Origin of the sequence: Pseudomonas rhodesiae (assembly GCF_007858255.1) — a bacterium.
In the GTDB taxonomy this organism is placed as follows: Bacteria; Pseudomonadota; Gammaproteobacteria; order Pseudomonadales; family Pseudomonadaceae; genus Aquipseudomonas; species Aquipseudomonas rhodesiae.
The window spans coordinates 17,744-41,796 of sequence record NZ_VFEU01000020.1 but is presented as its reverse complement, the minus strand read 5'-3'; the positions used below and the strand labels follow the sequence as shown (position 1 = coordinate 41,796).

Below are 24,053 nucleotides of genomic sequence, written 5' to 3'. Positions count from 1 at the left end.
GATACGCCATCAGGCTTATCGGGGGTTTTTTTACCTTGGGCGGTTAAGCCCGAGGCACGCTCAGCTTATTGGCAAGCTTCGCAATCCGGCTCGTCGATAGCACAGGCCTTTGGCACTGGCGCTGGGCCGGCCGGGGCGGCGAGTACCGAATCATCACCGTGGTTGCCGCTGGAAACGGCGTTCAGCTTACCGGTGTTGATGGTCGACTTCTCGGTGCTGGTTGCGGCCAGGGCGCGGAGGTAATAGGTGGTTTTCAGGCCACGGTACCAAGCCATGCGGTAGGTCACGTCCAGCTTCTTGCCCGAAGCGCCGGCGATGTACAGGTTCAGGGACTGCGCCTGGTCGATCCACTTCTGACGACGGCTGGCGGCGTCAACGATCCACTTGGTGTCCACTTCGAACGCGGTCGCGTAGAGCTCTTTGAGTTCTTGCGGGATGCGCTCGATCTGCTGCACGGAACCGTCGTAGTACTTCAGGTCGTTGATCATCACCGAGTCCCAGAGGCCGCGGGCTTTCAGGTCGCGAACCAGGTACGGGTTGATCACGGTGAATTCGCCCGACAGGTTCGATTTCACATACAGGTTCTGGTAAGTCGGTTCGATCGACTGCGACACGCCGGTGATGTTGGCGATGGTAGCGGTCGGTGCGATGGCCATGATGTTGGAGTTACGAATACCTTTCTGCACACGGGCACGTACCGGCGCCCAGTCCAGGGTTTCGTTCAGGTCAACGTCGATGTACTTCTGGCCACGGGCTTCGATCAGGATCTGTTGCGAGTCCAGCGGCAGGATGCCCTTGGACCACAGCGAACCCTGGAACGTCTCGTAGGCGCCGCGCTCGTCGGCCAGGTCGCAGGAAGCCTGGATCGCGTAGTAGCTGACCGCTTCCATGGACTTGTCGGCGAACTCGACCGCAGCGTCCGAACCGTAAGGAATGTGCTGCAGGTACAACGCGTCCTGGAAGCCCATGATCCCCAGGCCCACTGGGCGGTGCTTGAAGTTGGAGTTCTGCGCCTGTGGCACCGAGTAGTAGTTGATGTCGATCACGTTATCGAGCATGCGTACGGCGGTGTTGACGGTGCGTTCCAGCTTGGCGGTGTCCAACTTGCCGTTGACGATGTGGTTCGGCAGGTTGATCGAACCCAGGTTGCAAACGGCGATCTCGTCCTTGTTGGTGTTCAAGGTGATCTCGGTGCACAGGTTCGAGCTGTGGACCACGCCCACGTGCTGCTGCGGGCTGCGCAGGTTGCACGGGTCCTTGAAGGTCAGCCATGGGTGGCCGGTTTCGAACAGCATGGACAGCATCTTGCGCCACAGGTCTTTGGCCTGGATGGTCTTGAACAGCTTGACCTTGCCTGGGTACTCGGTGAGGGCTTCGTAGTACTCGTAGCGCTCTTCGAAGGCCTTGCCGGTCAGGTCGTGCAGGTCCGGTACTTCGGAGGGCGAGAACAGGGTCCACTTGCCGTCATCGAAGACGCGCTTCATGAACAGGTCAGGGATCCAGTTGGCGGTGTTCATGTCGTGGGTACGACGACGGTCGTCACCGGTGTTCTTGCGCAGCTCGATGAACTCTTCGATGTCCATGTGCCAGGTTTCCAGGTAAGCACACACAGCGCCTTTGCGCTTGCCACCCTGGTTAACCGCGACGGCGGTGTCGTTCACCACTTTCAGGAACGGAACTACGCCCTGGGACTTGCCGTTGGTGCCCTTGATGTACGAACCCAGTGCACGCACTGGCGTCCAGTCGTTGCCCAGGCCACCGGCGAATTTGGACAACATGGCGTTGTCGTGGATCGCATGGTAGATGCCCGACAGGTCGTCCGGCACGGTGGTCAGGTAGCAGCTGGACAGCTGTGGGCGCAGGGTGCCGGCGTTGAACAGCGTCGGTGTCGAGGACATGTAGTCGAATGACGACAGCAAGTTGTAGAACTCGATGGCGCGGTCTTCTTTGTGCTTCTCTTCGATCGCCAGGCCCATGGCCACGCGCATGAAGAACACTTGCGGCAGTTCGAAGCGGATACCGTCCTTGTGGATGAAGTAACGGTCGTACAGGGTTTGCAGGCCCAGGTAGGTGAACTGCTGGTCACGCTCGTGGTTGATGGCCTTGCCGAGCTTTTCCAGGTCGAAAGTGGCCAGGACCGGGTTCAGCAATTCGAATTCGATACCCTTGGCGATGTACGCAGGCAGGGCCTTGGCGTACAGGTCGGCCATTTCATGGTGGGTGGCGCTTTCGGCGACTTTCAGGAAGCCCAGGCCTTCGGCACGCAGGGTGTCCATCAGCAGGCGCGCGGTTACGAACGAGTAGTTCGGCTCGCGTTCAACCAGGGTGCGGGCAGTCATCACCAGTGCGGTGTTGACGTCGGTCAGGGCCACGCCGTCGTACAGGTTCTTCAGGGTTTCGCGTTGGATCAGGTCGCCGTCGACTTCTTCCAGGCCTTCGCAGGCCTCGGTGATGATGGTGTTCAGGCGGCCGAGGTCCAGCGGCGCAAAGCTGCCGTCGGCCAGGGTGATGCGGATCGACGGGTGCGCTTGTACCGCTGCTTCTTCGGCGGGAGTGCGCACGGCACGTTCCTTGGCGCGCGAATCGCGGTAGATCACGTAGTCGCGGGCGACTTTCTGTTCACCGGCACGCATCAGGGCCAGTTCGACCTGGTCCTGGATTTCTTCGATGTGGATGGTGCCGCCCGAGGGCATGCGGCGCTTGAAGGTCGCGGTGACTTGTTCGGTCAGGCGGGCAACGGTGTCGTGGATACGCGACGAGGCGGCAGCGGTGCCGCCTTCAACTGCAAGAAACGCTTTGGTGATGGCGACGGTGATTTTGTCATCGGTGTAAGGAACGACAGTGCCGTTACGCTTGATCACGCGCAGTTGGCCAGGTGCAGTGGCGGACAGATCCATAGTCGAATCGGCGGCCTGCGGCACGGAGCCCTGCGGGTTCTCGCGAGTTGTGTCGGTTTGCATGGGGGGGTGTCTCCACATTCTATATTTATTTGGGCACCATCACGGTGCCCACCGTTCCGTCCTGAAGCACTTACAGCAGGCCTGGGCCTGGCATAACAACTTCGGGACAGTAGGAAGGGGGCTGTTCGCGCCGCTTCCATGCCGAAGTCTTCGGTTCGGGGCTCAATGCCCTTGGCCGTATTCCTGGTAGGTGACAGTTGCTGGATTCAAGCACTGCAACACCCATACCGTTTTGCGCTGTTGAAGCTTGAAAACGGTCGCCATCCGCGTGCGCGGTTTGGGCTTTCAAAAAATGCTTTGGTTCAACCAAACGGGAGCAAGAAATGACTTGAGTTTCTTGTCTGATCTGTGTTTGGTGGTTTCGCTTAAAACCCTACATGTAGGGTTTTTTTAGCGCCGAGCTACAAGATAATGCGTTTTGGAGGGCTTAGCAACGCAAGACCTGTGGATAACGCTGTGGGTAAAATGTGTATGAAACGTGGAACGCCCGTGTAGGCCGCAGTACTGCTGGATTCAGCCGTTTGTCACTGAATATTCCAGGAGAAAAACCGCCGGTTGGATTTTTGAGGGCGCGAACCCTACCACAAAAAAGGTGATCACCGAATGGATTTCCTGGCTTGTGTTTGAAGGCTGGCCCATGGCTACAATCGGCGGTAGTTTGCCCTGGCCAGATGACAGCTGTAGGAGTGCGCTTGCCTGCGCACGAGCTCGGCGATCACCCTGGCATCTTGCATAGACGCGGGCCCCTTGGGCTTCTCCAACAATAAATACAACCGAGGTAGCGGATGGAGCATGACGCCTGGCAAATCCTGATCGTCGAAGACGATGAGCGATTGGCCGAGTTGACCCGTGATTACCTGCAAAGCAACGGTCTGAGGGTTGCGGTGGAAGGCAATGGAGCGCTGGCGGCCGAGCGCATCATCGACGAGCAACCGGACCTGGTGATCCTCGACTTGATGCTGCCTGGCGAAGACGGCCTGAGCATCTGCCGCAAAGTGCGCGAACGCTATGACGGCGTGATCCTGATGCTCACCGCGCGCACCGACGACATGGACCAAGTGCTCGGCCTCGACCTGGGCGCCGACGATTATGTGTGCAAACCCGTGCGTCCGCGCTTGTTGTTGGCGCGTATCCAAGCGCTGTTGCGCCGCAGCGAGCCGGCAGAACCGGCGACGGTGGAGCTGCAACGGCGCCTGCAGTTCGGCCCGCTGGTGGTGGACAACGCCCTGCGCGAAGCCTGGCTGCATGACACCGGTATCGAGCTGACCAGCGCTGAGTTCGACCTGCTGTGGCTACTGGTGGCCAACGCCGGGCGCATCCTGTCCCGCGAAGAAATCTTCATTGCCCTGCGTGGCGTCGGCTATGACGGCCAGGATCGCTCCATCGATGTGCGCATCTCGCGGATTCGCCCGAAAATCGGCGACGACCCGATCCACCCACGCCTGATCAAGACCATCCGTAGTAAAGGCTACCTGTTCGTCCCCGAAGCCGCCGCTGACATGCCGCTGTGAACTCGATCTTCCTGCGTATCTACGGCGGCATGTGCGCCGCGCTGATCCTGGTGGCGTTGCTTGGCGTGCTGGCGCTGCACCTGCTTAATGAGGTGCGCAGTGGTCAGTATCGTGAACGCTTGGCCCACGGCACGTTTGCGTTGATGGGCGACAACCTGAAGCCCATGAGCACCATCGAACGCCAACGCGCCCTGGCGGTATGGGAGCGGCTGCTGGGTATTCCTCTGGAGTTGCGCACCCTCGCCGAAGCCCGCCTGGACCTCAGCCAGCGCACGCGCCTGCAACGCGGCCAGGTTCTGGTGGAACAGACCGGCCCCCACGCGGCGCGGGTGGTGCGCCTGGTCAGTGAGCAGGAACAACTGGTGCTGACCGGCGAAGTGCAGCAGATCAGCGAGCAATTGGCCCGCGCGACTATTTATTTACTGGCCGATGAGCTGGTGCGCTATCCCGAGGCCGAGCAGCCGCAGCGGCTGGCGGATATCAAAGAGGCCAAGGGTTTCGGCTTCGACATGCATTTGATGACCCTCGACCAGGCCGACATGGACGACGATCAGCGTCGACGCGTGTCCGAGGGCGACACGGTGATGGCCCTGGGCAAGGGCGGCGATTCGATCCGCGTGTTCGCCGGTATGGTCGGCACGCCGTGGGTGCTGGAAATCGGCCCGTTGTATCAAATGAACCCGTACCCGGCGCAATGGCTGATCCTGATTGCGTTGATCGGCCTGACCCTGATCGGCTTAATCGTCTATTTATTAGTCCGTCAGTTGGAGCGTCGGCTCAAAGGGCTGGAAGCGGCGGCTACCCGTATCGCCAAGGGCAATCTGCAAGTGCGCGTACCGGCCCGTGGCGCGGACTCGGTGGGGCGCCTGGCGGCGGCGTTCAATGGCATGGCCGAGCACTTGCAGCAATTGCTGGCGATCCAGCGTGAACTGGTGCGTGCGGTGTCCCATGAACTGCGCACGCCAGTGGCGCGCCTGCGCTTTGGCCTGGAGATGCTGGGCGATGCCGCCACGCCAGAAGCGCGACGCAAGTACCTGGACGGTATGGACAGCGATATCCAGGATCTGGATGGACTGGTGGACGAAATGCTCACCTACGCACGCCTGGAGCAAGGCTCGCCGGCGCTGAATTTCCAGCGGGTGGACCTCAATGCGTTGCTCGATCAGGTGATCGGCGAATTGTCGCCACTGCGCCCGCAGATCACCGTCAGTCGTGGCATTTGCCTGTCGTCTGCGCATTGGGACGACGCCTGGGTCGATGCCGAGCCGCGCTATCTGCATCGCGCGTTGCAGAACCTGGTGTCCAATGCCATGCGTCATGCCCAGGGGCAGGTGTTGATCAGTTATCAAGTGGGCCAGGTACGTTGCCGCATCGACGTGGAGGATGACGGCCCCGGCGTGCCGGAAAGTGCCTGGGAGCGTATCTTCACGCCGTTTCTGCGCCTGGACGACAGCCGCACCCGCGCCTCGGGAGGCCATGGTCTGGGCCTGTCTATCGTGCGACGCATCATTTATTGGCACGGCGGGCGGGCGTTGATCGGTAAGAGCAACAACCTGGGCGGGGCGTGTTTCAGCCTGAGCTGGCCGCGGAGCCAAGAAAAACCGGCAGATTGATCAATGGGGCTGATTGGATACCGCGACGACGCTCAAGAGCTGACCATCGTCGAGCGCAAACTGCCCCTGCAACTCTTTGCCCTGGCACCACTCATGGGACAGGTCCGTCAGCAACCGCAGGCGCACCTGGCCGGTGTCGGACCATTCCAGTAACTCGGCGTGCTCAAAGTAAAAGCGCTTCTGCACAATCGGATAGAGCGCCTTGAACAGGCTCTCCTTGATGGAAAACGTCAGGGTCACCAGCAGGGCGACCTGCTCTGGCGCCAGGGCGGCCATGCGTTGCAACTCATCGGCGGTCAGGATTTCCGCGGCCAGGCGTTGTGCTCGCTCCAGGCTCAGCAGGTTCTCCAAGTCCATCCCCAGGCCGCGCCATTGCGCCTTGTGCCCGACAATCGCAGCGGCGTGGCCGGTGCTGTGGGTGATGGAGCCGCTGATAGACGCCGGCCATACCGGCGCGCGGTCTTCGCCAATGGCCGGGATGCAGTCGCGGTGACCGAGCTGATGCAGCGCGTCGCGGGCGCACACGCGGCCGGCGAGGAACTCGGCCTGACGCTTGGCGACCGAACGCTGGATACTGGCCGGCGGCGGCACGGCGCAACGTTGGAAATCATCCGCTACCAGTGACGCAGGATCGAAGCGGGTGCTGAGGAATACCGTGCCCGGCAAGCGTTCGGGTAACGGCCAGCGGGCGTCAAGTGGGGTGCAGCAAGCGGGAAGAGGATTCATGGGCGCTATTTTGCCCAGTTGCCGCGCCACAGGATAGCCCGCGCCGGTTCAGGTTGGGTTCAGAGCCTGTTCAGGGGGAGTTCAGGGGCGCTTGCGTAGTCTGGTTCTACAGCCAAACGCGTATGAGGTAACACCATGACTGCGATCAAAAAGCTGATGCTGGCCTTGACCTTGCTGAGTGCCACCGCTGGCGCCCAGGCATCCGAGGGCGCTTTCGCCGAGTTCGGCAGGGAGAAAACCAGGAAGCCCAGTAGCCTGATCCATCGTGTGAACTTCGAAGAGGTCAGCAGCCAGGCCTCGCCCTGGGGCCAGCCCTTGGGCGCCACCGCCGCGCAGCCAGCCTACCGCGTCGGTTATGCGCACCTGACCGGCCAATTCAATGGCATTAAACTGCGCCCGCAAGACCTGCAGGGCCGCTATGATGTCACCCAGTCGGACAGTTGATTTGCTTTGGAGAGCCTTATGAAATTGCTGGTGGTGGAAGATGAGGCGCTGCTGCGCCATCACCTGTTTACCCGCCTGACCGACAGTGGCCATGTGGTCGAGGCTGTGGCCAACGCCGAGGAAGCCTTGTACCAGACCGGCCAGTTCAATCACGACCTGGCCATCATCGACCTGGGCCTGCCCGGCATGGGCGGCCTGGACTTGATTCGCCAGTTGCGCGCCAAGGGCAAGACGTTCCCGATCCTGATCCTCACCGCGCGCGGCAACTGGCAGGACAAGGTCGAAGGCCTGGCCGCCGGCGCCGACGACTACGTGGTCAAACCCTTCCAGTTCGAAGAGCTGGAAGCGCGGATGAATGCCTTGTTGCGCCGCTCCAGCGGGTTTACCCAGTCCACCATCGTCGCCGGGCCGTTGCTGCTGGATATCAACCGCAAGCAAGCCTCCCTCGACGAGCAACCCCTGGCGCTGACCGCCTACGAATACCGCATTCTCGAATACCTGATGCGCCATCACCAGCAAGTGGTGGCCAAGGATCGTTTGATGGAGCAGTTGTACCCGGACGACGACGAGCGCGACCCGAATGTCATCGAAGTGCTGGTCGGCCGCCTGCGCCGCAAATTGGAAGGCCCGGCCGGGTTCAAGCCCATCGACACCGTGCGTGGCCTGGGCTACCTGTTCAATGAGCGCTGCCGTTGATTCGCTCGCTACGTGTGCGCTTGATGCTGGCGGCCGCCACCCTGGCCGTGCTGTTTATGCTCGGTTTGCTGCCGGCGATGCAAGGCGCCTTCAGCCTGGCGTTGCAGGATTCCATTGAGCAGCGCCTGGCGTCGGACGTCACCACGCTGATCTCCGCCGCGCGGGTGGAAAACAACCACTTGCTGATGCCTGCGCAATTGCCCGATGAGCGCTTCAACCTCGCCGACAGTCGGCTGCTGGGTTACATCTACGACCGCGAAGGCCATTTGGTATGGCGCTCGCGCGCGACCCGCGAAGAAAACATCAACTACAAACCGCGTTATGACGGACGCGGCAATGAGTTTGCGCGGATTCGCGAAGACAACGGCCAGGAATTCTTCGTGTATGACGTCGAGGTCAAGCTGCTCGGTGGCAAGAGCGCGGCGTTCAGCATTGTGGCCCTGCAACCGGTGCGCGAATACCAGCTGACCCTCGAAGGCCTGCGCGAAAACCTCTATCTGGGCTTCGGCGCGGCATTGCTGGTGCTATTGACTCTGTTGTGGCTGGGCCTGACCTGGGGCTTGCAGGCGCTGCGGCGGCTGAGCCAGGAGCTGGACCAGATTGAAGGCGGCACCCGCGAGAGTTTGTCCGAGCAGCACCCCCGCGAGCTGCTGCGCCTGACGGGCTCGCTCAACCGCTTGTTGCACAGCGAGCGCGAACAGCGGGCGCGTTACCGCGACTCCCTCGACGACCTGGCCCATAGCTTGAAAACCCCGCTGGCGGTCTTGCAGGGCGTGAGCGAAGACATGGCTCAACGCCCTGCGGACCGCGACCAGGCCAGAGTGCTGCAAACACAGATCGAGCGCATGAGCCAACAGATCAGCTACCAGTTGCAACGCGCCAGCCTGCGTAAAAGCGGCCTGGTGCGCCATCAGGTGCGCCTGGAGCCGGTAGTGCAAAGCCTTTGCGATACCCTGGGCAAGGTGTACCGCGACAAAGCAGTGACGGTGTCCTTCCAGTTGCCGGATGAATGTGACGTACCCATCGAGAAGGGCGCCTTGCTTGAATTGCTTGGCAACTTGCTGGAAAACGCCTACCGCCTGTGCCTGAGTCAGGTGCGCGTCAGCCTGGTGGAAAGCGAGGACGGCACCGAGTTGTGCATCGAAGATGACGGCCCCGGTGTGCCGCCGGACCAACGTGCCCGCATCCTGCAACGTGGCGAGCGCCTGGACCGTCAGCACCCGGGCCAGGGCATCGGCCTGGCGGTGGTCAAGGACATCATCGAAAGTTACGGCGCGCGGTTGACCTTGGACGATTCACCCCTGGGCGGCGCGGCGTTCAGGATTCACTTTCCGGCCGTGTGATCAGTTGTGGCTGGATCGCTCGTTCGCATTTTTCATGCGTGAACCCGTACAAATGGGGGAGGGAGCTTGCTCCCGATGAGACGCACCAACACCACCCTCTCTAACTCTCCTGCTCGCGATAGGCGCCCGGCGTCAGCCCCGTCCACTTCTTGAACGCCCGATGAAACGCCGATGGTTCGGAGAAACCCAACTGTTCGGCAATGTCCTGCAATGACAAGTCCGCCCGTCCCAAGTGAAAAATGGCGATGTCTCGCCGCAGTTCATCCTTGAGTGCCTGGAAACTGGTGCCTTCTTCGCGCAGATGTCGGCGCAGGGTCTGCGGGCTGATGTGCAGGTGCTGGGCGACCGCTTCAAGGTCCGGCCAAGGCGTGCGGTCGCGGCTCAGCAGGCGGCGCAGCTGGCTGCTCAGGCTGTCGCCTTCGTCCGGCCGTGAGAGCAGGTCGGCGGGGGAGCGTTCGAGGAAATGCTTGAGGGTACGCTCGTCCTGCAGCAGTGGCAGGCTCAAATAGCGCACCGGAAACACCAGGCTGCTGTTCGGTGCACCGAATACCTGAGGGCACGGGAACAGCAGATCATATTCGCTGGCGTGGGCCGGTTTCGGGTAGGCGAAGGTGGCCTGGTGCAGTCGAATGCGCTGGCCGATCAGCCAACTGCCCAGCCGATGCCAGATCACCAGCAGGCATTCACTGAGGAAGTGGTCCGGGTCCCAGAGTTGGGTGTGGTCCAGGCTTAAGTGCGCCATTTCCCCTTCACGCGTCAGCTGCCAGCGGGGCCCCTGTGGGAACAGGCTATAAAACAACAAGCCGCGTTCCAGAGCCTTCTCCAAGGTACGGCAGTGGATCAGCGCGTGGCACATCATGGCGAAGGTGCCGCGTTTGCTGGGGCCTTCAGCAAACCCCAGGTATTCGTCGTCCAGCGCCAGCCAGAGCAATTGCAACAGTCGGGTAAATTGTTCCGGTGCGATGCGTGCGCGTGGTTCGCTCAACAGCTCCTGGGCAATGCCCACCTGCTGCAGCAGGGCCGAATAGTCATAACCGACCCGCCGCGCACCGCCCAGGGCTGCGCGGGCAAAGTGGCTGGCGATGGTACGTTCGCGCATGGGGGGCCCTCGTCCATAGAATGGCCGATGGTAGCCACCACCGAGTGGGAGCGACAAGGCGGATATCCGCCAAATTGCAGGGTGCTATCGGTCGGTACGGCGGAAATCCGCCATGTGCTCGTCGACTGGGAGGGGCCGCTTGTAGGCGCCGGGCCCGCTGTCTTAAGGCATAAAGCGGATCTGCACAAAGTGGCACGACGTTTGCGATAGGTAAGACAGCGCAGGACTTATCTCACAGCCCTCGCAAACAACAAATCCCTCCAGTGCAGGAGGGTTCGCAATTCAAGTGTCGTGGGCAATGGCGGATATTTGCCACACGGGACGATTGAGGAATTTTGCAATGACGACTCGTCAGCCACTCTACAAATCCCTGTATTTCCAGGTGATCGTTGCAATCGTTATCGGTATTTTGCTCGGTCACTTCTACCCGCAGACCGGCGTGGCCCTCAAGCCATTGGGTGACGGGTTCATCAAACTGATCAAAATGGTCATCGCCCCGATCATCTTCTGTACCGTTGTCAGCGGCATCGCCGGCATGCAGAACATGAAGTCGGTGGGCAAAACCGGTGGCTATGCGCTGCTCTACTTCGAAATCGTCTCCACCATTGCCCTGCTGATCGGCCTGGTCGTCGTCAACGTCGTGCAACCGGGCGCCGGCATGCACATCGACGTGTCGACCCTGGACGCGTCCAAAGTGGCTGCTTACGTCACCGCCGGTAAAGACCAGAGCATTGTCGGCTTTATTCTTAATGTGATCCCGAACACCATCGTCGGCGCCTTCGCCAACGGCGACATTCTGCAAGTGCTGATGTTCTCGGTGATCTTCGGCTTTGCCCTGCACCGCCTGGGCGCTTACGGCAAGCCGGTGCTGGACTTTATCGATCGCTTCGCTCACGTGATGTTCAACATCATCAACATGATCATGAAGCTGGCGCCGATCGGTGCCCTGGGCGCCATGGCGTTCACCATCGGTGCCTACGGCGTGGGTTCCCTGGTGCAACTGGGCCAGTTGATGATCTGCTTCTACATCACCTGCGTGCTGTTTGTGGTCGTGGTGCTGGGCGCCATCTGCCGCGCTCACGGTTTCAGCGTGCTGAAATTGATCCGCTACATTCGTGAAGAGCTGTTGATCGTTCTGGGTACATCCTCCTCCGAATCCGCGCTGCCACGCATGCTGATCAAGATGGAGCGCCTGGGGGCGAAGAAATCCGTAGTAGGTCTGGTGATCCCGACCGGCTACTCCTTCAACCTCGACGGTACCTCCATCTACCTGACCATGGCGGCCGTGTTTATCGCTCAGGCGACGGACACCCATATGGACATCACCCACCAGATCACCCTGCTGCTGGTGCTGCTGCTGTCCTCCAAAGGTGCTGCGGGCGTGACTGGTAGTGGTTTCATCGTACTGGCTGCAACCCTGTCGGCGGTTGGCCACCTGCCAGTTGCCGGTCTGGCGCTGATTCTGGGTATCGACCGTTTCATGTCCGAAGCCCGTGCGCTGACCAACCTGGTGGGTAACGCCGTTGCCACCATCGTTGTGGCCAAGTGGGTCAAGGAGTTGGATACCGACAAGCTGCACAGCGAACTGGCATCGGGCGGGACCGGTATTTCCGAAACCCGTGAACTCGATGACCTGGGTGTGGCCGAAGGTCCTGCACCGGTGGTCAAGTAAGCCGCTGATGGCGTGAACTGACGCCCCCAGCTCTGCGCAAACGCCCCGACTTGTTCGGGGCGTTTGCGTTTCTGGCGCGCGGCACCCGGGTTATTTTTTGGTTACAGTAAGCGCGATATTGCCCGCGGGAGGCTTGATGGACAGTGTGGATCTGAATGTGCTGCGCAGTGTGCTGGAGTGGCGTCGTGCCGGGCAGCGAGTGGTGTTGTACAGCGTGGTCCAGACTTGGGGCAGCGCGCCGCGTCCACCGGGCGCCATGTTGGCGCTGCGCGGCGATGGTGTTGTCATCGGCTCGGTGTCTGGCGGTTGTATCGAAGATGACCTGATAGCCCGCTTGTACGACGGCCGCCTGGCGGACGACGGGCCGCCGGTGCAGTTAGTGACCTACGGCGTGACCCAGGACGAGGCCGCGCGTTTTGGCCTGCCCTGCGGCGGCACCTTGCGCCTGACCGAAGAGCGGGTGCTGGACTGGCAATGGGTCGCCGACCTGCTGGCGCGTTGCGAAGCCCATGAGATCGTCGCGCGGGAACTCAACCTGGCCACGGGCGAGGTTACCTTGAGCAGCGCCACCAAGACCGATGGGCTGAGTTTCGACGGTGAACGCTTGCGCGCCATTTATGGCCCGCGCTGGCGTCTGCTGCTGATCGGCGCCGGGCAATTGTCGCGGTACGTGGCGCAAATGGCGCGCTTATTGGATTTCGAAGTGCTTATCTGCGACCCCCGCGAAGAGTTCGTCTATGGTTGGGAGGCGCAACACGGGCGCTTCGTGCCCGGTATGCCCGATGAAGCGGTTCTGTCTATCCAGACCGACGAGCGTACGGCCATCGTTTGCCTGACCCATGACCCGCGCCTGGACGATATGGCGCTGCTGACGGCGTTGGATTCCCGGGCGTTCTACATTGGCGCGCTGGGCTCGCGGGTCAACAGTCAGAAACGCCGTGAGAACCTGTCGGCGCTGGGACTGTCAGCGCAGGCGATCGCGCGGCTACATGGGCCGATCGGCTTGCATATCGGCAGTCATACGCCGTCGGAAATCGCACTGTCGCTGATGGCGGAAATTGTCGCGATCAAAAACGGCGTAGCACCGATGCAGAAAAAGCCGCTGCCGGTGGTGGCCGAGTGACCGTCACCGCGATTGTGCTGGCGGCGGGGCAGGGCAGTCGTTTCCGCGCCGAGGCGGGAGCTGATCAGGATAAATTGCTGGCGCCTTGCCTGGGACTGGACGGGGTGACGCGGCCGGTGATCGAACAGGTGTTGGTGAATTTGCCGACGTGCGTGGTAGAGCGCTGGCTGGTGACGTCGCCGGAGCGTGCCGAGGTGATTCAGTTGGCCGAGGCACATGGCTGTAAGGTTTTGCAACTGACGTCGGCAGGCATGGGCGACAGTATCGCGGCGGCGGTAGCGGCCAGCGCTAAGGCCGAAGGTTGGTTGGTGGTACTGGGGGATATGCCCTTTATCCAGTCATCCAGCATCGAGCAAGTGATTCAGGGGCTGCCGGAGCAGGGCATTCGCGTGCCAGTGCAGGATGGCCGTTATGGTCACCCTGTGGCGTTTGGGCGTGACTTCGGGCCGGGGTTGAAGGCGTTAACGGGTGATCGAGGTGCCAGGCTCTTGTTTACACCGACGGCTGTCAGGGAGGTGCCGGTGAATGACCCAGGCGTGTTATGGGATGTGGATGTACCAGAGCGGCTGAATTACCGCTGATCCGATATAAAAAAGCCCCGCCTGATCACTCAGGCGGGGCTTTTTAGTGGCGGTTGGAATCAGACGAGAGGTTTAGGCTCGTGTTCTTCTTCCTGAACCTTGCGCTCGGCCACTTCTTCGACAGCAGAGTGCTCAGTCACGGTTTCTGCAGCCGGGGCTGGCGCCTCGACAGCTTCCACCACAGCCGGTGCAGCCGCTGCCGCAGCGGCGGCCGCCTCGGCTTCCTTGCGACGACGACGCACTTCACGTGGGTCGTTCGGCGCACGGCCGTTTTCGGTCAAGGCGCTGGCCGGTGCGGCTTCAACTACCGGCGCGGCGACTTCGACAACCACGGGCGCTTCAACCACAGGCGCAGGTTCAACCACCGGAGCGACCTCAACCACGGGTGCAGGCTCGGCAACCACCACTTCGGCAACCGGTGCCGGGGCTTCTTCCGCCGCCGGTGCAGGCGCTTCAACTGGAGCGGCAGGTTCGGCGGTCCACTGGAAGGCGGTCTGTTCTTCACGAACTTCGCGCACTGCCGGGGCGGCTTCTTCTACGGCCGGCGCTTGCGCAGCGGCTTCAACCACGGGTTCAGGCTCAGCCACTGGCGCCACTTCAACCGCAACCACGTCGGTCACCGGCTGGGCGTCGCGAACCGGCGCGACTTCTACTTCTGGTACCACGGGGGCTTCGATCGGAGTCGTTGCTTCTACTACCGGCGCTTCAACTGCTGGGGTCTGCACCACAGGCGTTTCGGCGACAACGGTGTCCTCGACAGCGGCGGTAGCACGCTCAGCCTGCTGATGAGCCTGGGCTTCAGCCGGGGCACTGATAACCGAGCTGGCAACCGCTGCGGTAACGGCCAGACCTGCAGCCAGTTCGGTAGTGGTCGGCTCGCTGTTGGCGCCTTCGGCGTTCTCGCCGGTCTCTTCCGAGCCTTCGATCACATTGCCGTTGGCATCACGCTGACGCTCACGACGGTTGCTGCGACGACGCTGGCCACGGGAGCGGCGGCGTGGACGATCGCCTTCGGCGTTGTCCTGACCGTCGTCCTGCAGTTGCTCTTCGCCGGTCAGCACTTCCTCTTCGCTTGCGGCAGCGGCCTGCTCGGCGCGCGGTTGACGCTCTTCACGCGGGGCACGAGGCTGGCGTTCTTCTCGTGGCGCACGCTCTTCGCGCGGCGCACGGGCTGGGCGTTCTTCGGTGGCAGCAGCAGCGGCAACGGCCGGGGCGGCATCCAGAGGCTCGCGCAGTTCACGCACACGCTCTTCACGCTCACCGCGAGGCTTGCGATCTTCACGCGGGGCACGCGGCGTACGTGGCGCGCGCTCTTCACGCGGTGCACGCTCTTCGCGGGCTACGGTCGGGGTGTCTTCGCGGGCTTCACGAGGCTGACGCTCTTCACGCGGCGCACGCTCTTCACGCGATGCACGCTCTTCGCGCGGCTTGCGCTCTTCGTCACGACGACCGTTGCGGTTACGGCTTTGCTGGCGACCGTTGCGACGCTCTTCGTTGCGCGCTGGGCGCTCGGCGGCAGGTTTTTCGACCACGACCGGTGCGACAGGCTCTTCCTTGGTGGCGAACAGGCTGACCAGGGATTTCACCAGGCCTTTGAACAGGCTTGGTTCAGGCATCGCGGCCGGCGCGGCAACCGGTGCAGCGGCTTCAACCGGAACCGGTGCGTTGGCACGGGCTGGAGCGGTCTTCACGGCAGCTTCCTGGCGGACCAGGGTGCGGGTTGCGGCGGCTGGCTGGACTTCTTCCACCTCGGCAGCGGCTGCAGCGATTTCGTAGCTGGACTGACCACTGTGGGCTTCCGGGCTGTCATCACGCAGGCGCTGCACTTCGAAGTGCGGCGTTTCGAGATGGTCGTTCGGCAGGATCACGATACGAGCGCGGGTACGCAGTTCGATCTTGGTGATCGAGTTGCGTTTTTCGTTGAGCAGGAACGCGGCCACCGGGATCGGCACCTGGGCGCGGACTTCGGCGGTACGGTCCTTCAGGGCTTCTTCTTCGATCAGACGCAGGATAGCCAAGGACAGCGATTCAACGTCACGGATGATGCCGGTGCCGTTGCAGCGCGGGCAGACGATGCCGCTGCTCTCGCCCAGGGAAGGACGCAGGCGCTGACGGGACATTTCCAGCAGGCCGAAGCGCGAGATGCGGCCCACTTGCACGCGGGCACGGTCGGCTTCCAGGCATTCGCGGACTTTTTCTTCCACGGCGCGCTGGTTCTTGGCCGGGGTCATGTCGATAAAGTCGATCACGATCAGGCCGCCGATGTCGCGCAGGCGCAGCTGGCGGGCAATTTCTTCGGCCGCTTCCAGGTTGGTCTGCAGGGCGGTTTCTTCGATGTCGCTACCTTTCGTGGCGCGCGCCGAGTTGATGTCGATGGACACCAGGGCTTCGGTCGGGTCGATCACGATGGAGCCGCCGGAAGGCAGTTCGACCACGCGCTGGAAAGCGGTCTCGATCTGGCTTTCGATCTGGAAACGGTTGAACAGTGGGACGCTGTCTTCGTACAGCTTGATCTTGCTGGCGTACTGCGGCATCACCTGGCGGATGAAGGTCAGGGCTTCGTCCTGGGCTTCGACGCTGTCGATCAGCACTTCGCCGATGTCCTGGCGCAGGTAGTCGCGGATGGCGCGGATGATTACGTTGCTTTCCTGGTAGATCAGGAACGGCGCGGAACGATCCAGCGAGGCTTCCTTGATGGCAGTCCACAGTTGCAGCAGGTAATCGAGGTCCCACTGCATCTCTTCGCTGCTGCGACCCAGGCCGGCAGTGCGCACGATCAGGCCCATGTCGGCCGGGGCGATCAGGCCGTTGAGCGCTTCACGCAGCTCGTTGCGCTCTTCGCCTTCGATGCGGCGGGAGATGCCACCGGCACGCGGGTTGTTCGGCATCAGGACCAAGTAGCGGCCGGCCAGGCTGATGAAGGTGGTCAGGGCGGCGCCCTTGTTGCCACGTTCTTCTTTTTCCACCTGAACGATGACTTCCTGGCCTTCGCTCAGGACGTCCTTGATGTTCACGCGGCCTTCGGGGGCTTTCTTGAAGTATTCGCGGGAGATTTCTTTGAGGGGCAGGAAGCCGTGGCGCTCGGAGCCGAAATCGACAAAGGCAGCCTCAAGGCTTGGTTCGATGCGAGTAATACGGCCTTTATAGATGTTGGCCTTTTTTTGCTCGCGTGCACCGGATTCGATGTCCAGGTCGTAGAGGCGTTGGCCATCTACCAGTGCAACACGCAACTCTTCGGGTTGAGTTGCGTTAATCAGCATTCTTTTCATGTTGTACCGTCGGTTTCCGGGCTGCCGGAAACGGCGTTCGGCACACACGACTTCTCACGGTCGGTGTCAGGTGCGTCAAGAGTGGTTGGCCACTCCAGTGTCCAGCAAAACCTGCCAATTGGGCGGGAGTCGCGACGGACGCGTCCTGCTTGTTAGCGGCGGTGACAAAGGCACCGCTTCAACAAAAGCTAAGGTCAGGAGGAGGAATCAACCGGCGACTGTGGACGAGATGAAGCGTCTAAATATAAGCCTAGTGCTACACGGTCCGACGGTTGTGCATCTCCACCCTACACGTATCCCTGATAATTCGGGTGCTGCCGCGCGCAGAATCCGCAGCGGGTTGGCATTTACCGTGTTCTCCAACGGGGAGTCCACGCTCATGGCTAAACAGGCCTGAATGAAAACGACTGCGCTCTCACTCAGCTCTTAACAGGCGTTGTTTCCGAAGCATTCGCCATGGTCTGGCTCAAAACTGACTGCACTTTGTGAACTGGCCGTAAATATCGGCGCCAAACGCGAGTATTCACTCTGCTTTTGGCACTCGCTTCAGGCCTCATGTCACCTGCGCTTGTTACAATTTTGAGCTTTCCAGGGTGGCAAACGCCCCGTAGGACGGCCTCGCGTCCTGATGAATTGCGATGGTCAGGGCCGGCAGTTTGCCGCAAGTCCTCTGGCCAGGCCGCTTTTGGCGGCGTTCGCGACTATAGCAGTAATGATTAAGTGCTTCAATTCCATAAAAAATTGTTATCATCGCCGCCATGACGACTACCGCCCCCCCGACCCCCAGCGTTCAGCTGCTTGAGGTCTCGCCGGAATATGCCGGCCAACGCATCGACAATTTTCTCCTGGCCAGGCTCAAAGGCGTGCCCAAGACCTTGATTTACCGCATCTTGCGTAAAGGCGAAGTGCGCGTGAACAAGGGGCGGATCAAGCCCGAGTATAAATTGCAGGCGGGCGATATCGTCCGTGTGCCGCCGGTTCGCGTGCCTGAGCGCGACGAGCCTGTGCCGCTGGCACAAGGCCTGCTTCAGCGTCTGGAAGCATCGATCGTCTTCGAAGACAACAAGCTGATCGTGATCAACAAGCCCTGCGGCATTGCGGTGCACGGCGGCAGCGGCCTGAATTTCGGCGTGATCGAAGCCTTTCGTCAGTTGCGCCCGGATGCCAAGGAGTTGGAACTGGTGCACCGTCTGGATCGCGACACCTCTGGCCTGCTGATGATTGCCAAAAAACGCAGCATGCTGCGTCATCTGCATACCGCTCTGCGCGGCGATGGCGTGGATAAGCGCTACATGGCGCTGGTGCGGGGCCACTGGGCCAGTTCGATCAAGAGCGTTAGAGCGCCGTTGCAGAAGAGCAACTTGCGCTCTGGCGAGCGCATGGTGGAGGTGGACGAGGAGGGCAAAGAGGCGCTGACTCTTTTCAAGGTGCTGCGCCGCTTCGGCGACTTCGCCACGCTGGTGGAGGCCAAACCTGTTACCGGGCGTACCCACCAGATCCGCGTGCACACCCTGCACGCTGGTCACTGCATTGCCGGTGACACCAAGTATGGCGATGAAGATTTTTCCAAGGAAATTCGCGATCTGGGCGGTAAACGCCTGTTCCTTCACGCCTATATGCTGACCGTGCCGTTGCCCGATGGCGGTGAGCTCAAGCTGCAGGCGCCGGTTGATGAGATGTGGGCCAAGACCGTGGAGCGTTTGAGTGTCGCACCGTGACTACAAACTGCTGATTTTCGATTGGGACGGGACCCTGGCCAACTCCATTGGTCGCATCGTCGAATCGATGCACATGGCCTCGACCCGCTCGGGGTTCGAGCTGTGCAGCGACCTGGCGGTCAAAGGCATCATCGGCCTGGGCTTGCCTGAGGCGATTCGTACCTTGTATCCGCAGATCGCCGATCAAGAGTTGCTCGCATTCCGTGAGCACTACGCCGATCACTACATTGCGCTGGAGGCCGAACCTTCGCCTCTGTTCGAGGGTGTGCGCCAATCCCTGGAGGCGTTCCGTGCCGACGGCTACCACTTGGCTGTCGCCACCGGCAAGGCCCGTCGCGGTTTGGATCGGGTACTCAAAGCTCACGGTTTTGAAGATTATTTCGATATCACCCGCGCAGCCGATGAAACCGCCAGCAAGCCTCACCCTCTGATGTTGGAGGAGATTCTGGCCCATTGCGCCGTTTCCCCGCGTGAGGCGTTGATGGTGGGGGATGCGTCCTTTGACCTGATGATGGCGCGCAATGCGGGTATGGACAGTGTGGCCGTCAGTTACGGCGCGCAGTCGCCCGAGGCGTTGCAGCAGTACGAGCCCAGGGTCACGATCGATCATTTTTCTGAATTGCACGCCTGGCTCAATCGGGCTCAATAAGTCTTTGCTGGGGTTTATGGCATGAGTGACGAGTGGAAAGCGCCCGAAAAGGCTGAAAGCAGCGACGACAAAAGCTGGAAACTGCTGGAGAAAACCCTGCTGGCCAGTGTGCAGGAGCAGCGTCGCTCGCGGCGCTGGGGGATTTTCTTCAAGCTGCTGACCTTCACTTACTTGTTGATCATGCTGGCGCTGTTCAGTCCATTAATGGATATGGAGAAAAGCGCGACCCGCAGCGCCAACTACACCGCGCTGATCGAAGTGCGCGGGGTGATTGCCGATAAAGAACCGGCCAGTGCCGACAATATTGTCAGCAGTCTGCGCGCCGCGTTCGAAGACACCAAGGTCAAGGGCGTGATCCTGCGCATCAACAGCCCGGGCGGCAGTCCTGTGCAATCGGGCTATGTGTATGACGAGATTCGTCGTCTGCGCGCTCTGCATCCGGATATCAAGCTGTACGCGGTGATCTCTGATCTTGGCGCCTCCGGTGCTTATTACATTGCCAGCGCGGCCGACCAGATTTACGCCGACAAGGCCAGTCTGGTGGGCTCCATAGGCGTGACGGCGGCCGGTTACGGTTTTGTCGGTACCATGGAAAAGCTTGGTGTGGAGCGTCGTACCTACACCTCGGGTGAGCACAAAGCGTTTCTTGACCCGTTTCAGCCGCAGAAGCCCGATGAAACGCAGTTCTGGCAGAGCGTGCTTGATACCACTCATCGCCAGTTCATTGCCAGCGTCAAGCAGGGCCGAGGCGATCGTCTGAAGGACAAGGAGCACCCTGAGTTGTTTTCCGGCCTGGTCTGGTCCGGAGAGCAGGCGTTGCCGTTGGGCTTGATCGACGGCTTGGGCAGTGCCAGTTCGGTGGCGCGGGATGTGATTGGCGAGAAAGAACTGGTGGACTTCACTGTTGAGGAATCGCCATTCGATCGGTTTTCCAAGAAGCTCGGCGCCAGCGTGGCTGAAAAACTGGCGCTCTATATGGGCTTCCAAGGTCCGACGTTGCGTTGAGATAGTCAGGCTGACATAGCCAAAATGTGGGAGGGGCTTGCCCCCGATTGCTGGGGTGCTACAGACAGATTGGCTGATCCAATACTGTCAGGAGCAAGCGCCCTCTCACAATGGGTTTTGCGGTGTTCTTAAGGGACCTGCACGCCTTCGCTGAGCAGCATGTCCACCAGTCGAATCAGGGGTAAGCCGACGAGGCTGGTGGCATCTGGCCCTTCGGTGCTCTGGAACAGGCTCACGCCCAAGCCTTCAGCTTTGAAGCTGCCCGCGCAGTCAAATGGTTGCTCGATGCGCAGGTAGCGCTCGATGCGCTCAATGTCCAGCTCGCGCATATGCACGGTAAAAGGCACGCAGTCGACTTGGCAGCGCCCGGTTTCGCTGTTGAGCAATGCCAGGCCGGTAAGAAAGCTGACACGCTTGCCGCTTGCCGCCAGCAACTGCTCGCGGGCGTTCTCGAATGTATGCGGCTTGCCGATGACCCGGCCGTCGAGCGCGGCCACCTGGTCCGAGCCGATAATCAAATGCCCGGGATGGCTGGCGGCCAACGCTCGGGCCTTCTCCTCGGCCAGGCGTTTGACCAGCTCCACCGCCAGCTCATTTGGACGATGGCTTTCATCGATATCCGGAGAGCTGCAGATGAACGGTAGGTGCAGGCGGTTCAACAATTGCCGGCGGTAAACCGAGCTGGATGCGAGTAATAAAGGCAGCATGGGCGTCTCCTCAGGGCAGGCCGGGATTCTAGCGTGTGACCGGCTGACGCACAGGGCCGAATTTCCTTTGACATGGCCGGGGGCATCCCTATAATGCTGCGCCTATGTTGAATGACCCGATTCCACCTCACGTTGACCCGCGCAAATTGGCTGATCGTGGCACCTCCCTTCAAGGTGAAGTGCTGCTGGCCGATTTGGAGAGACTCTGCGACCCGCTTTCCGACACTGTCGGTACGGTGCAGGCCAAATTCGTTTTTGAACGAGATGAACGTAAATCTGTGGTAATTCACAGCTTTATCGACACCGAAGTCAAAATGGTTTGCCAGCGTTGTCTTGAGCTGGTCACCCTGCCGATCCACAGCGAATGCAGTTACGCCGTGGTGAAGGAGGGTGCGAATACCCAGTCGTTGCCGAAAGGTTATGACGTGCTGGAACTGGGCGAAGATCCTTTGGATCTGCATGCACTGATCGAGGAGGAGCTTCTGCTCGCCTTGCCCATTGTGCCTGCTCATCATCCGGAAGAATGCCAGCAGCCGGCGGGCCTCGATGACGAGCCCGAACCGAGCGAGGACGAGGTAACGCGGTCCAACCCGTTCAGTGTATTGGCGCAGTTAAAGCGTGACCCAAACGTTTAGGAGTTAATCAATTATGGCTGTTCAGCAGAACAAAAAATCCCGCTCCGCCCGTGACATGCGCCGTTCGCACGACGCTCTCGAGGCAAGCACTCTGTCCGTGGAAAAGACCACTGGTGAAGTTCACCTGCGTCACCACGTATCGCCAGAAGGCGTATACCGTGGTCGTAAAGTGATCGACAAGGGCGCTGACGAGTAATCACTTGTCTGCTCTCGTCATCGCGATTGACGCAATGGGCGGGGACTTCGGTCCCCGCAGCATTGTTCAGGCCTGCGTTGCCAGCCTGTCTGCAACACCCTCGCTGCACCTGACCCTTGTCGGTCAACCCTCCCTTCTTGAAGAACTGATTGCCAGCCATCCGGCGGTGGATCGCGCGCGCCTGAGCATTGTGCCGGCCAGCGAAACCATCACGATGGATGAAAAGCCGGCGGCGGCCCTGCGCGGTAAACCTGACTCTTCGATGCGGGTGGCCCTGGAACTGTTGCGCGACGGCAAGGTGCAAGCCTGTGTCAGCGCCGGCAATACCGGGGCCTTGATGGCGTTGTCGCGGCATGTGCTCAAGACTTTGCCCGGAATCGACCGGCCGGCCATGGTGGCGGCGATTCCCACGCAGACAGGCTATTGCCAGTTGCTAGACCTCGGGGCGAACGTGGATTGCAGTGCCGAGCACCTGTTCCAGTTCGCTGTGATGGGCTCGGTGGCGGCGCAAGCCTTGGGCGTGGCCCGCCCGCGCGTGGCGCTGTTGAACATCGGCACCGAAGACATCAAGGGCAACCAGCAGGTCAAGCTCGCCGCGACGTTGTTGCAAGGCGCGCGAGGCTTGAATTACATCGGCTTCGTCGAAGGTGACGGTTTGTATCGTGGCGAAGCGGACGTGGTGGTGTGCGACGGCTTTGTGGGCAATATCCTGCTTAAATCCAGCGAAGGCCTGGCGACCATGATTGCCACGCGCATCGAGTCGTTGTTCAGGCAGAGCCTGGTCTCGCGTCTGGTAGGTGCTCTGGCGCTGCCATTGATGCGTCGTCTGCAGGCTGATCTGGCGCCGGCGCGGCATAACGGGGCGAGTTTTCTAGGCTTGCAGGGCATTGTGGTGAAAAGTCACGGTTCGGCGGGCGTGGAAGGTTTTCAGAGTGCGATTGCCCGCGCGGTGATCGAGCTCCAGGAAAACCTGCCCCAACGCCTGCATGGCCGTCTCGAGGACCTGTTGCCTTAGGCGAATTGGCCCAGGAATGCTTAAATGTGACCGGCCAGTTCAATTGACCATCCAATCTGTCAGTTTCGTGCGCTCCCACCGTAGGGGCGCCCATTTCCGACGACCAGATCATTAGGGGCTTGTTACATGTCTACATCCCTCGCATTCGTCTTTCCAGGGCAGGGCTCGCAGTCCCTCGGCATGTTGGCCGAGCTGGGCGCGCAATACCCGCTGATCCTGGATACTTTCAAGGAAGCTTCCGATGCCTTGGGTTACGACCTCTGGGCACTGACCCAGCAGGGGCCGGAAGAGCAACTCAATCAAACTGATAAAACCCAACCGGCGATCCTGACTGCCTCGGTTGCCCTGTGGCGCTTGTGGCTGGCAGAGGGCGGCGCACGTCCAGCGTTTGTTGCAGGTCATAGCTTGGGCGAATACAGCGCTCTGGTCGCGGCGGGTAGCCTGACCCTGGGTGAAGCGGTCAAGCTGGTCGAGCGTCGTGGTCAACTGATGCAAGACGCCGTTCCGGCCGGGCAGGGCGGCATGGCCGCTATCCTGGGTCTGGACGACGCGGTGGTGATCGAAGCCTGCGCCGAAGCCGCTCAGGGCGAAGTGGTCAGCGCTGTCAACTTCAACTCCCCTGGCCAGGTGGTGATTGCCGGTGCCAAGGCCGCCGTCGAGCGCGCCATTGAGGGTTGCAAGGCGCGTGGTGCCAAGCGTGCGCTGCCGTTGCCGGTTAGCGTGCCGTCCCATTGCGAGCTGATGCGGCCGGCGGCCGAGCGTTTTGCCGAGTCCATCGCTGCGATCAACTGGCAGGCGCCGCAGATCCCGTTGGTACAGAACGTCAGCGCAGCGGTAGTGGCCGACCTCGACACCCTCAAGCGCGACCTGCTGGAGCAGCTCTACAAGCCGGTGCGTTGGGTTGAGTCGGTCCAGACCCTGGCCGCCAACGGCGCCACCGAGCTGGTTGAGTGCGGTCCGGGCAAGGTCCTGGCTGGCCTGAACAAGCGCTGTGCCGATGGGGTCTCGACATCCAACCTCAATACCCCGGATGCCTTCGCTGCCGCTCGCGCGGCACTGGCCTGAACCCTGAATTCCGAACTTAGGAGAAG

General features: G+C 61.1%; 20 protein-coding genes. 15 read left to right on the top strand and 5 right to left on the bottom strand.

Features of this window, described 5'->3' with window-relative positions; translation table 11 throughout:
• Positions 1–65 precede the first annotated feature (65 nt).
• Positions 66–2,960, bottom strand: coding sequence for a ribonucleoside-diphosphate reductase subunit alpha (locus tag FIV35_RS22215; RefSeq protein ID WP_034099909.1), 2,895 nt, complete (start codon positions 2,958–2,960; stop codon positions 66–68).
• A gap of 785 nt (positions 2,961–3,745) precedes the next feature.
• On the opposite strand from FIV35_RS22215, the gene FIV35_RS22210 reads away from it, so the two are divergent.
• Positions 3,746–4,471, top strand: a complete 726-nt coding sequence (locus FIV35_RS22210) for a response regulator (protein WP_034114870.1) — start codon at positions 3,746–3,748, stop codon at positions 4,469–4,471.
• Positions 4,468–6,084 carry an ATP-binding protein gene (locus FIV35_RS22205; RefSeq protein WP_034139036.1) on the top strand — a complete coding sequence of 539 codons (1,617 nt, stop codon included), beginning with the start codon at positions 4,468–4,470 and terminating at the stop codon, positions 6,082–6,084. Before FIV35_RS22210 ends, FIV35_RS22205 begins: the two co-directional genes overlap by 4 nt.
• Here the strand turns inward: FIV35_RS22205 and FIV35_RS22200 are convergent, their stop codons facing one another.
• Complete coding sequence (locus tag FIV35_RS22200; protein ID WP_034139035.1) at positions 6,085–6,810, bottom strand: 4'-phosphopantetheinyl transferase family protein; 726 nt, start codon at positions 6,808–6,810, stop codon at positions 6,085–6,087.
• 135 nt (positions 6,811–6,945) lie between these two features.
• On the opposite strand from FIV35_RS22200, the gene FIV35_RS22195 reads away from it, so the two are divergent.
• Genes FIV35_RS22195 through FIV35_RS22185 form a run of 3 tightly spaced genes read left to right on the top strand, consistent with a single transcriptional unit; the run spans position 6,946 to position 9,293 of the window.
• Positions 6,946–7,254: a hypothetical protein gene (locus FIV35_RS22195; protein ID WP_034099905.1), complete on the top strand. Its 309-nt coding sequence runs from the start codon at positions 6,946–6,948 to the stop codon at positions 7,252–7,254.
• 18 nt (positions 7,255–7,272) lie between these two features.
• Positions 7,273–7,950 carry a response regulator gene (locus FIV35_RS22190; RefSeq protein WP_034099904.1) on the top strand — a complete coding sequence of 226 codons (678 nt, stop codon included), beginning with the start codon at positions 7,273–7,275 and terminating at the stop codon, positions 7,948–7,950.
• Positions 7,947–9,293, top strand: coding sequence for an ATP-binding protein (locus tag FIV35_RS22185; RefSeq protein WP_034139034.1), 1,347 nt, complete (start codon positions 7,947–7,949; stop codon positions 9,291–9,293). The genes FIV35_RS22190 and FIV35_RS22185 overlap by 4 nt, the downstream gene beginning before the upstream one ends.
• 100 nt (positions 9,294–9,393) lie before the next feature.
• On the opposite strand, the gene FIV35_RS22180 is transcribed toward FIV35_RS22185, so the two are convergent.
• Complete coding sequence (locus FIV35_RS22180; RefSeq protein ID WP_034139033.1) at positions 9,394–10,392, bottom strand: AraC family transcriptional regulator; 999 nt, start codon at positions 10,390–10,392, stop codon at positions 9,394–9,396.
• A 340-nt stretch (positions 10,393–10,732) separates the two neighbouring features.
• Here FIV35_RS22180 and FIV35_RS22175 point away from each other — a divergent pair, with 340 nt between their 5' ends.
• From FIV35_RS22175 to FIV35_RS22165, 3 genes are all read left to right on the top strand, one after another.
• Positions 10,733–12,064, top strand: coding sequence for a dicarboxylate/amino acid:cation symporter (locus tag FIV35_RS22175; protein ID WP_034139032.1), 1,332 nt, complete (start codon positions 10,733–10,735; stop codon positions 12,062–12,064).
• Between the two features lie 136 nt (positions 12,065–12,200).
• Positions 12,201–13,187: an XdhC family protein gene (locus FIV35_RS22170; RefSeq protein WP_034139031.1), complete on the top strand. Its 987-nt coding sequence runs from the start codon at positions 12,201–12,203 to the stop codon at positions 13,185–13,187.
• Complete coding sequence (locus tag FIV35_RS22165) at positions 13,184–13,768, top strand: nucleotidyltransferase family protein (protein WP_034139030.1); 585 nt, start codon at positions 13,184–13,186, stop codon at positions 13,766–13,768. Before FIV35_RS22170 ends, FIV35_RS22165 begins: the two co-directional genes overlap by 4 nt.
• Before the next feature lie 59 nt (positions 13,769–13,827).
• Here the strand turns inward: FIV35_RS22165 and rne are convergent, their stop codons facing one another.
• The gene (gene rne, locus FIV35_RS22160) at positions 13,828–17,028 is read right to left on the bottom strand and encodes a ribonuclease E (protein WP_080761472.1); all 3,201 of its coding nucleotides are present in this window, start codon (positions 17,026–17,028) and stop codon (positions 13,828–13,830) included.
• Between the two features lie 767 nt (positions 17,029–17,795).
• Between rne and rluC the strand changes: the two genes are divergently transcribed.
• Genes rluC through FIV35_RS22145 form a run of 3 tightly spaced genes read left to right on the top strand, consistent with a single transcriptional unit; the run spans position 17,796 to position 20,409 of the window.
• Entirely contained in the window at positions 17,796–18,755 is a 960-nt protein-coding gene (gene rluC, locus FIV35_RS22155; protein WP_034114867.1) for a 23S rRNA pseudouridine(955/2504/2580) synthase RluC, read from the top strand.
• The gene (locus FIV35_RS22150; RefSeq protein ID WP_034114866.1) at positions 18,742–19,404 is read left to right on the top strand and encodes an HAD-IA family hydrolase; all 663 of its coding nucleotides are present in this window, start codon (positions 18,742–18,744) and stop codon (positions 19,402–19,404) included. The genes rluC and FIV35_RS22150 overlap by 14 nt, the downstream gene beginning before the upstream one ends.
• A gap of 21 nt (positions 19,405–19,425) precedes the next feature.
• Positions 19,426–20,409: a S49 family peptidase gene (locus tag FIV35_RS22145; RefSeq protein WP_034099896.1), complete on the top strand. Its 984-nt coding sequence runs from the start codon at positions 19,426–19,428 to the stop codon at positions 20,407–20,409.
• 128 nt (positions 20,410–20,537) lie between these two features.
• On the opposite strand, the gene FIV35_RS22140 is transcribed toward FIV35_RS22145, so the two are convergent.
• The gene (locus FIV35_RS22140; protein WP_034139029.1) at positions 20,538–21,116 is read right to left on the bottom strand and encodes a Maf family protein; all 579 of its coding nucleotides are present in this window, start codon (positions 21,114–21,116) and stop codon (positions 20,538–20,540) included.
• A 104-nt stretch (positions 21,117–21,220) separates the two neighbouring features.
• Between FIV35_RS22140 and FIV35_RS22135 the strand changes: the two genes are divergently transcribed.
• The 4 genes from FIV35_RS22135 (at position 21,221) to fabD (ending at position 24,027) form a co-directional block, all read left to right on the top strand.
• Entirely contained in the window at positions 21,221–21,751 is a 531-nt protein-coding gene (locus FIV35_RS22135; RefSeq protein WP_034099894.1) for a YceD family protein, read from the top strand.
• 13 nt (positions 21,752–21,764) lie between these two features.
• A complete protein-coding gene (rpmF, locus tag FIV35_RS22130) occupies positions 21,765–21,947 on the top strand; it encodes a 50S ribosomal protein L32 (RefSeq protein WP_003179396.1) in 183 nt (60 codons plus the stop codon).
• A 4-nt stretch (positions 21,948–21,951) separates the two neighbouring features.
• Complete coding sequence (plsX, locus tag FIV35_RS22125) at positions 21,952–22,962, top strand: phosphate acyltransferase PlsX (RefSeq protein ID WP_080761471.1); 1,011 nt, start codon at positions 21,952–21,954, stop codon at positions 22,960–22,962.
• A 126-nt stretch (positions 22,963–23,088) separates the two neighbouring features.
• Entirely contained in the window at positions 23,089–24,027 is a 939-nt protein-coding gene (fabD, locus tag FIV35_RS22120; RefSeq protein ID WP_034139027.1) for an ACP S-malonyltransferase, read from the top strand.
• Positions 24,028–24,053 lie beyond the last annotated feature (26 nt).

Coding starts and splice junctions, on each gene's coding strand:
- FIV35_RS22215 (WP_034099909.1), bottom strand. CDS start 2,960: ATGCAAACCGACACAACTCGCGAGAACCCGCAGGGCTCCGTGCCGCAG.
- FIV35_RS22210 (WP_034114870.1), top strand. CDS start 3,746: ATGGAGCATGACGCCTGGCAAATCCTGATCGTCGAAGACGATGAGCGA.
- FIV35_RS22200 (WP_034139035.1), bottom strand. CDS start 6,810: ATGAATCCTCTTCCCGCTTGCTGCACCCCACTTGACGCCCGCTGGCCG.
- FIV35_RS22195 (WP_034099905.1), top strand. CDS start 6,946: ATGACTGCGATCAAAAAGCTGATGCTGGCCTTGACCTTGCTGAGTGCC.
- FIV35_RS22190 (WP_034099904.1), top strand. CDS start 7,273: ATGAAATTGCTGGTGGTGGAAGATGAGGCGCTGCTGCGCCATCACCTG.
- FIV35_RS22180 (WP_034139033.1), bottom strand. CDS start 10,392: ATGCGCGAACGTACCATCGCCAGCCACTTTGCCCGCGCAGCCCTGGGC.
- FIV35_RS22175 (WP_034139032.1), top strand. CDS start 10,733: ATGACGACTCGTCAGCCACTCTACAAATCCCTGTATTTCCAGGTGATC.
- FIV35_RS22170 (WP_034139031.1), top strand. CDS start 12,201: ATGGACAGTGTGGATCTGAATGTGCTGCGCAGTGTGCTGGAGTGGCGT.
- rne (WP_080761472.1), bottom strand. CDS start 17,028: ATGCTGATTAACGCAACTCAACCCGAAGAGTTGCGTGTTGCACTGGTA.
- rluC (WP_034114867.1), top strand. CDS start 17,796: ATGACGACTACCGCCCCCCCGACCCCCAGCGTTCAGCTGCTTGAGGTC.
- FIV35_RS22145 (WP_034099896.1), top strand. CDS start 19,426: ATGAGTGACGAGTGGAAAGCGCCCGAAAAGGCTGAAAGCAGCGACGAC.
- FIV35_RS22140 (WP_034139029.1), bottom strand. CDS start 21,116: ATGCTGCCTTTATTACTCGCATCCAGCTCGGTTTACCGCCGGCAATTG.
- FIV35_RS22135 (WP_034099894.1), top strand. CDS start 21,221: ATGTTGAATGACCCGATTCCACCTCACGTTGACCCGCGCAAATTGGCT.
- rpmF (WP_003179396.1), top strand. CDS start 21,765: ATGGCTGTTCAGCAGAACAAAAAATCCCGCTCCGCCCGTGACATGCGC.
- fabD (WP_034139027.1), top strand. CDS start 23,089: ATGTCTACATCCCTCGCATTCGTCTTTCCAGGGCAGGGCTCGCAGTCC.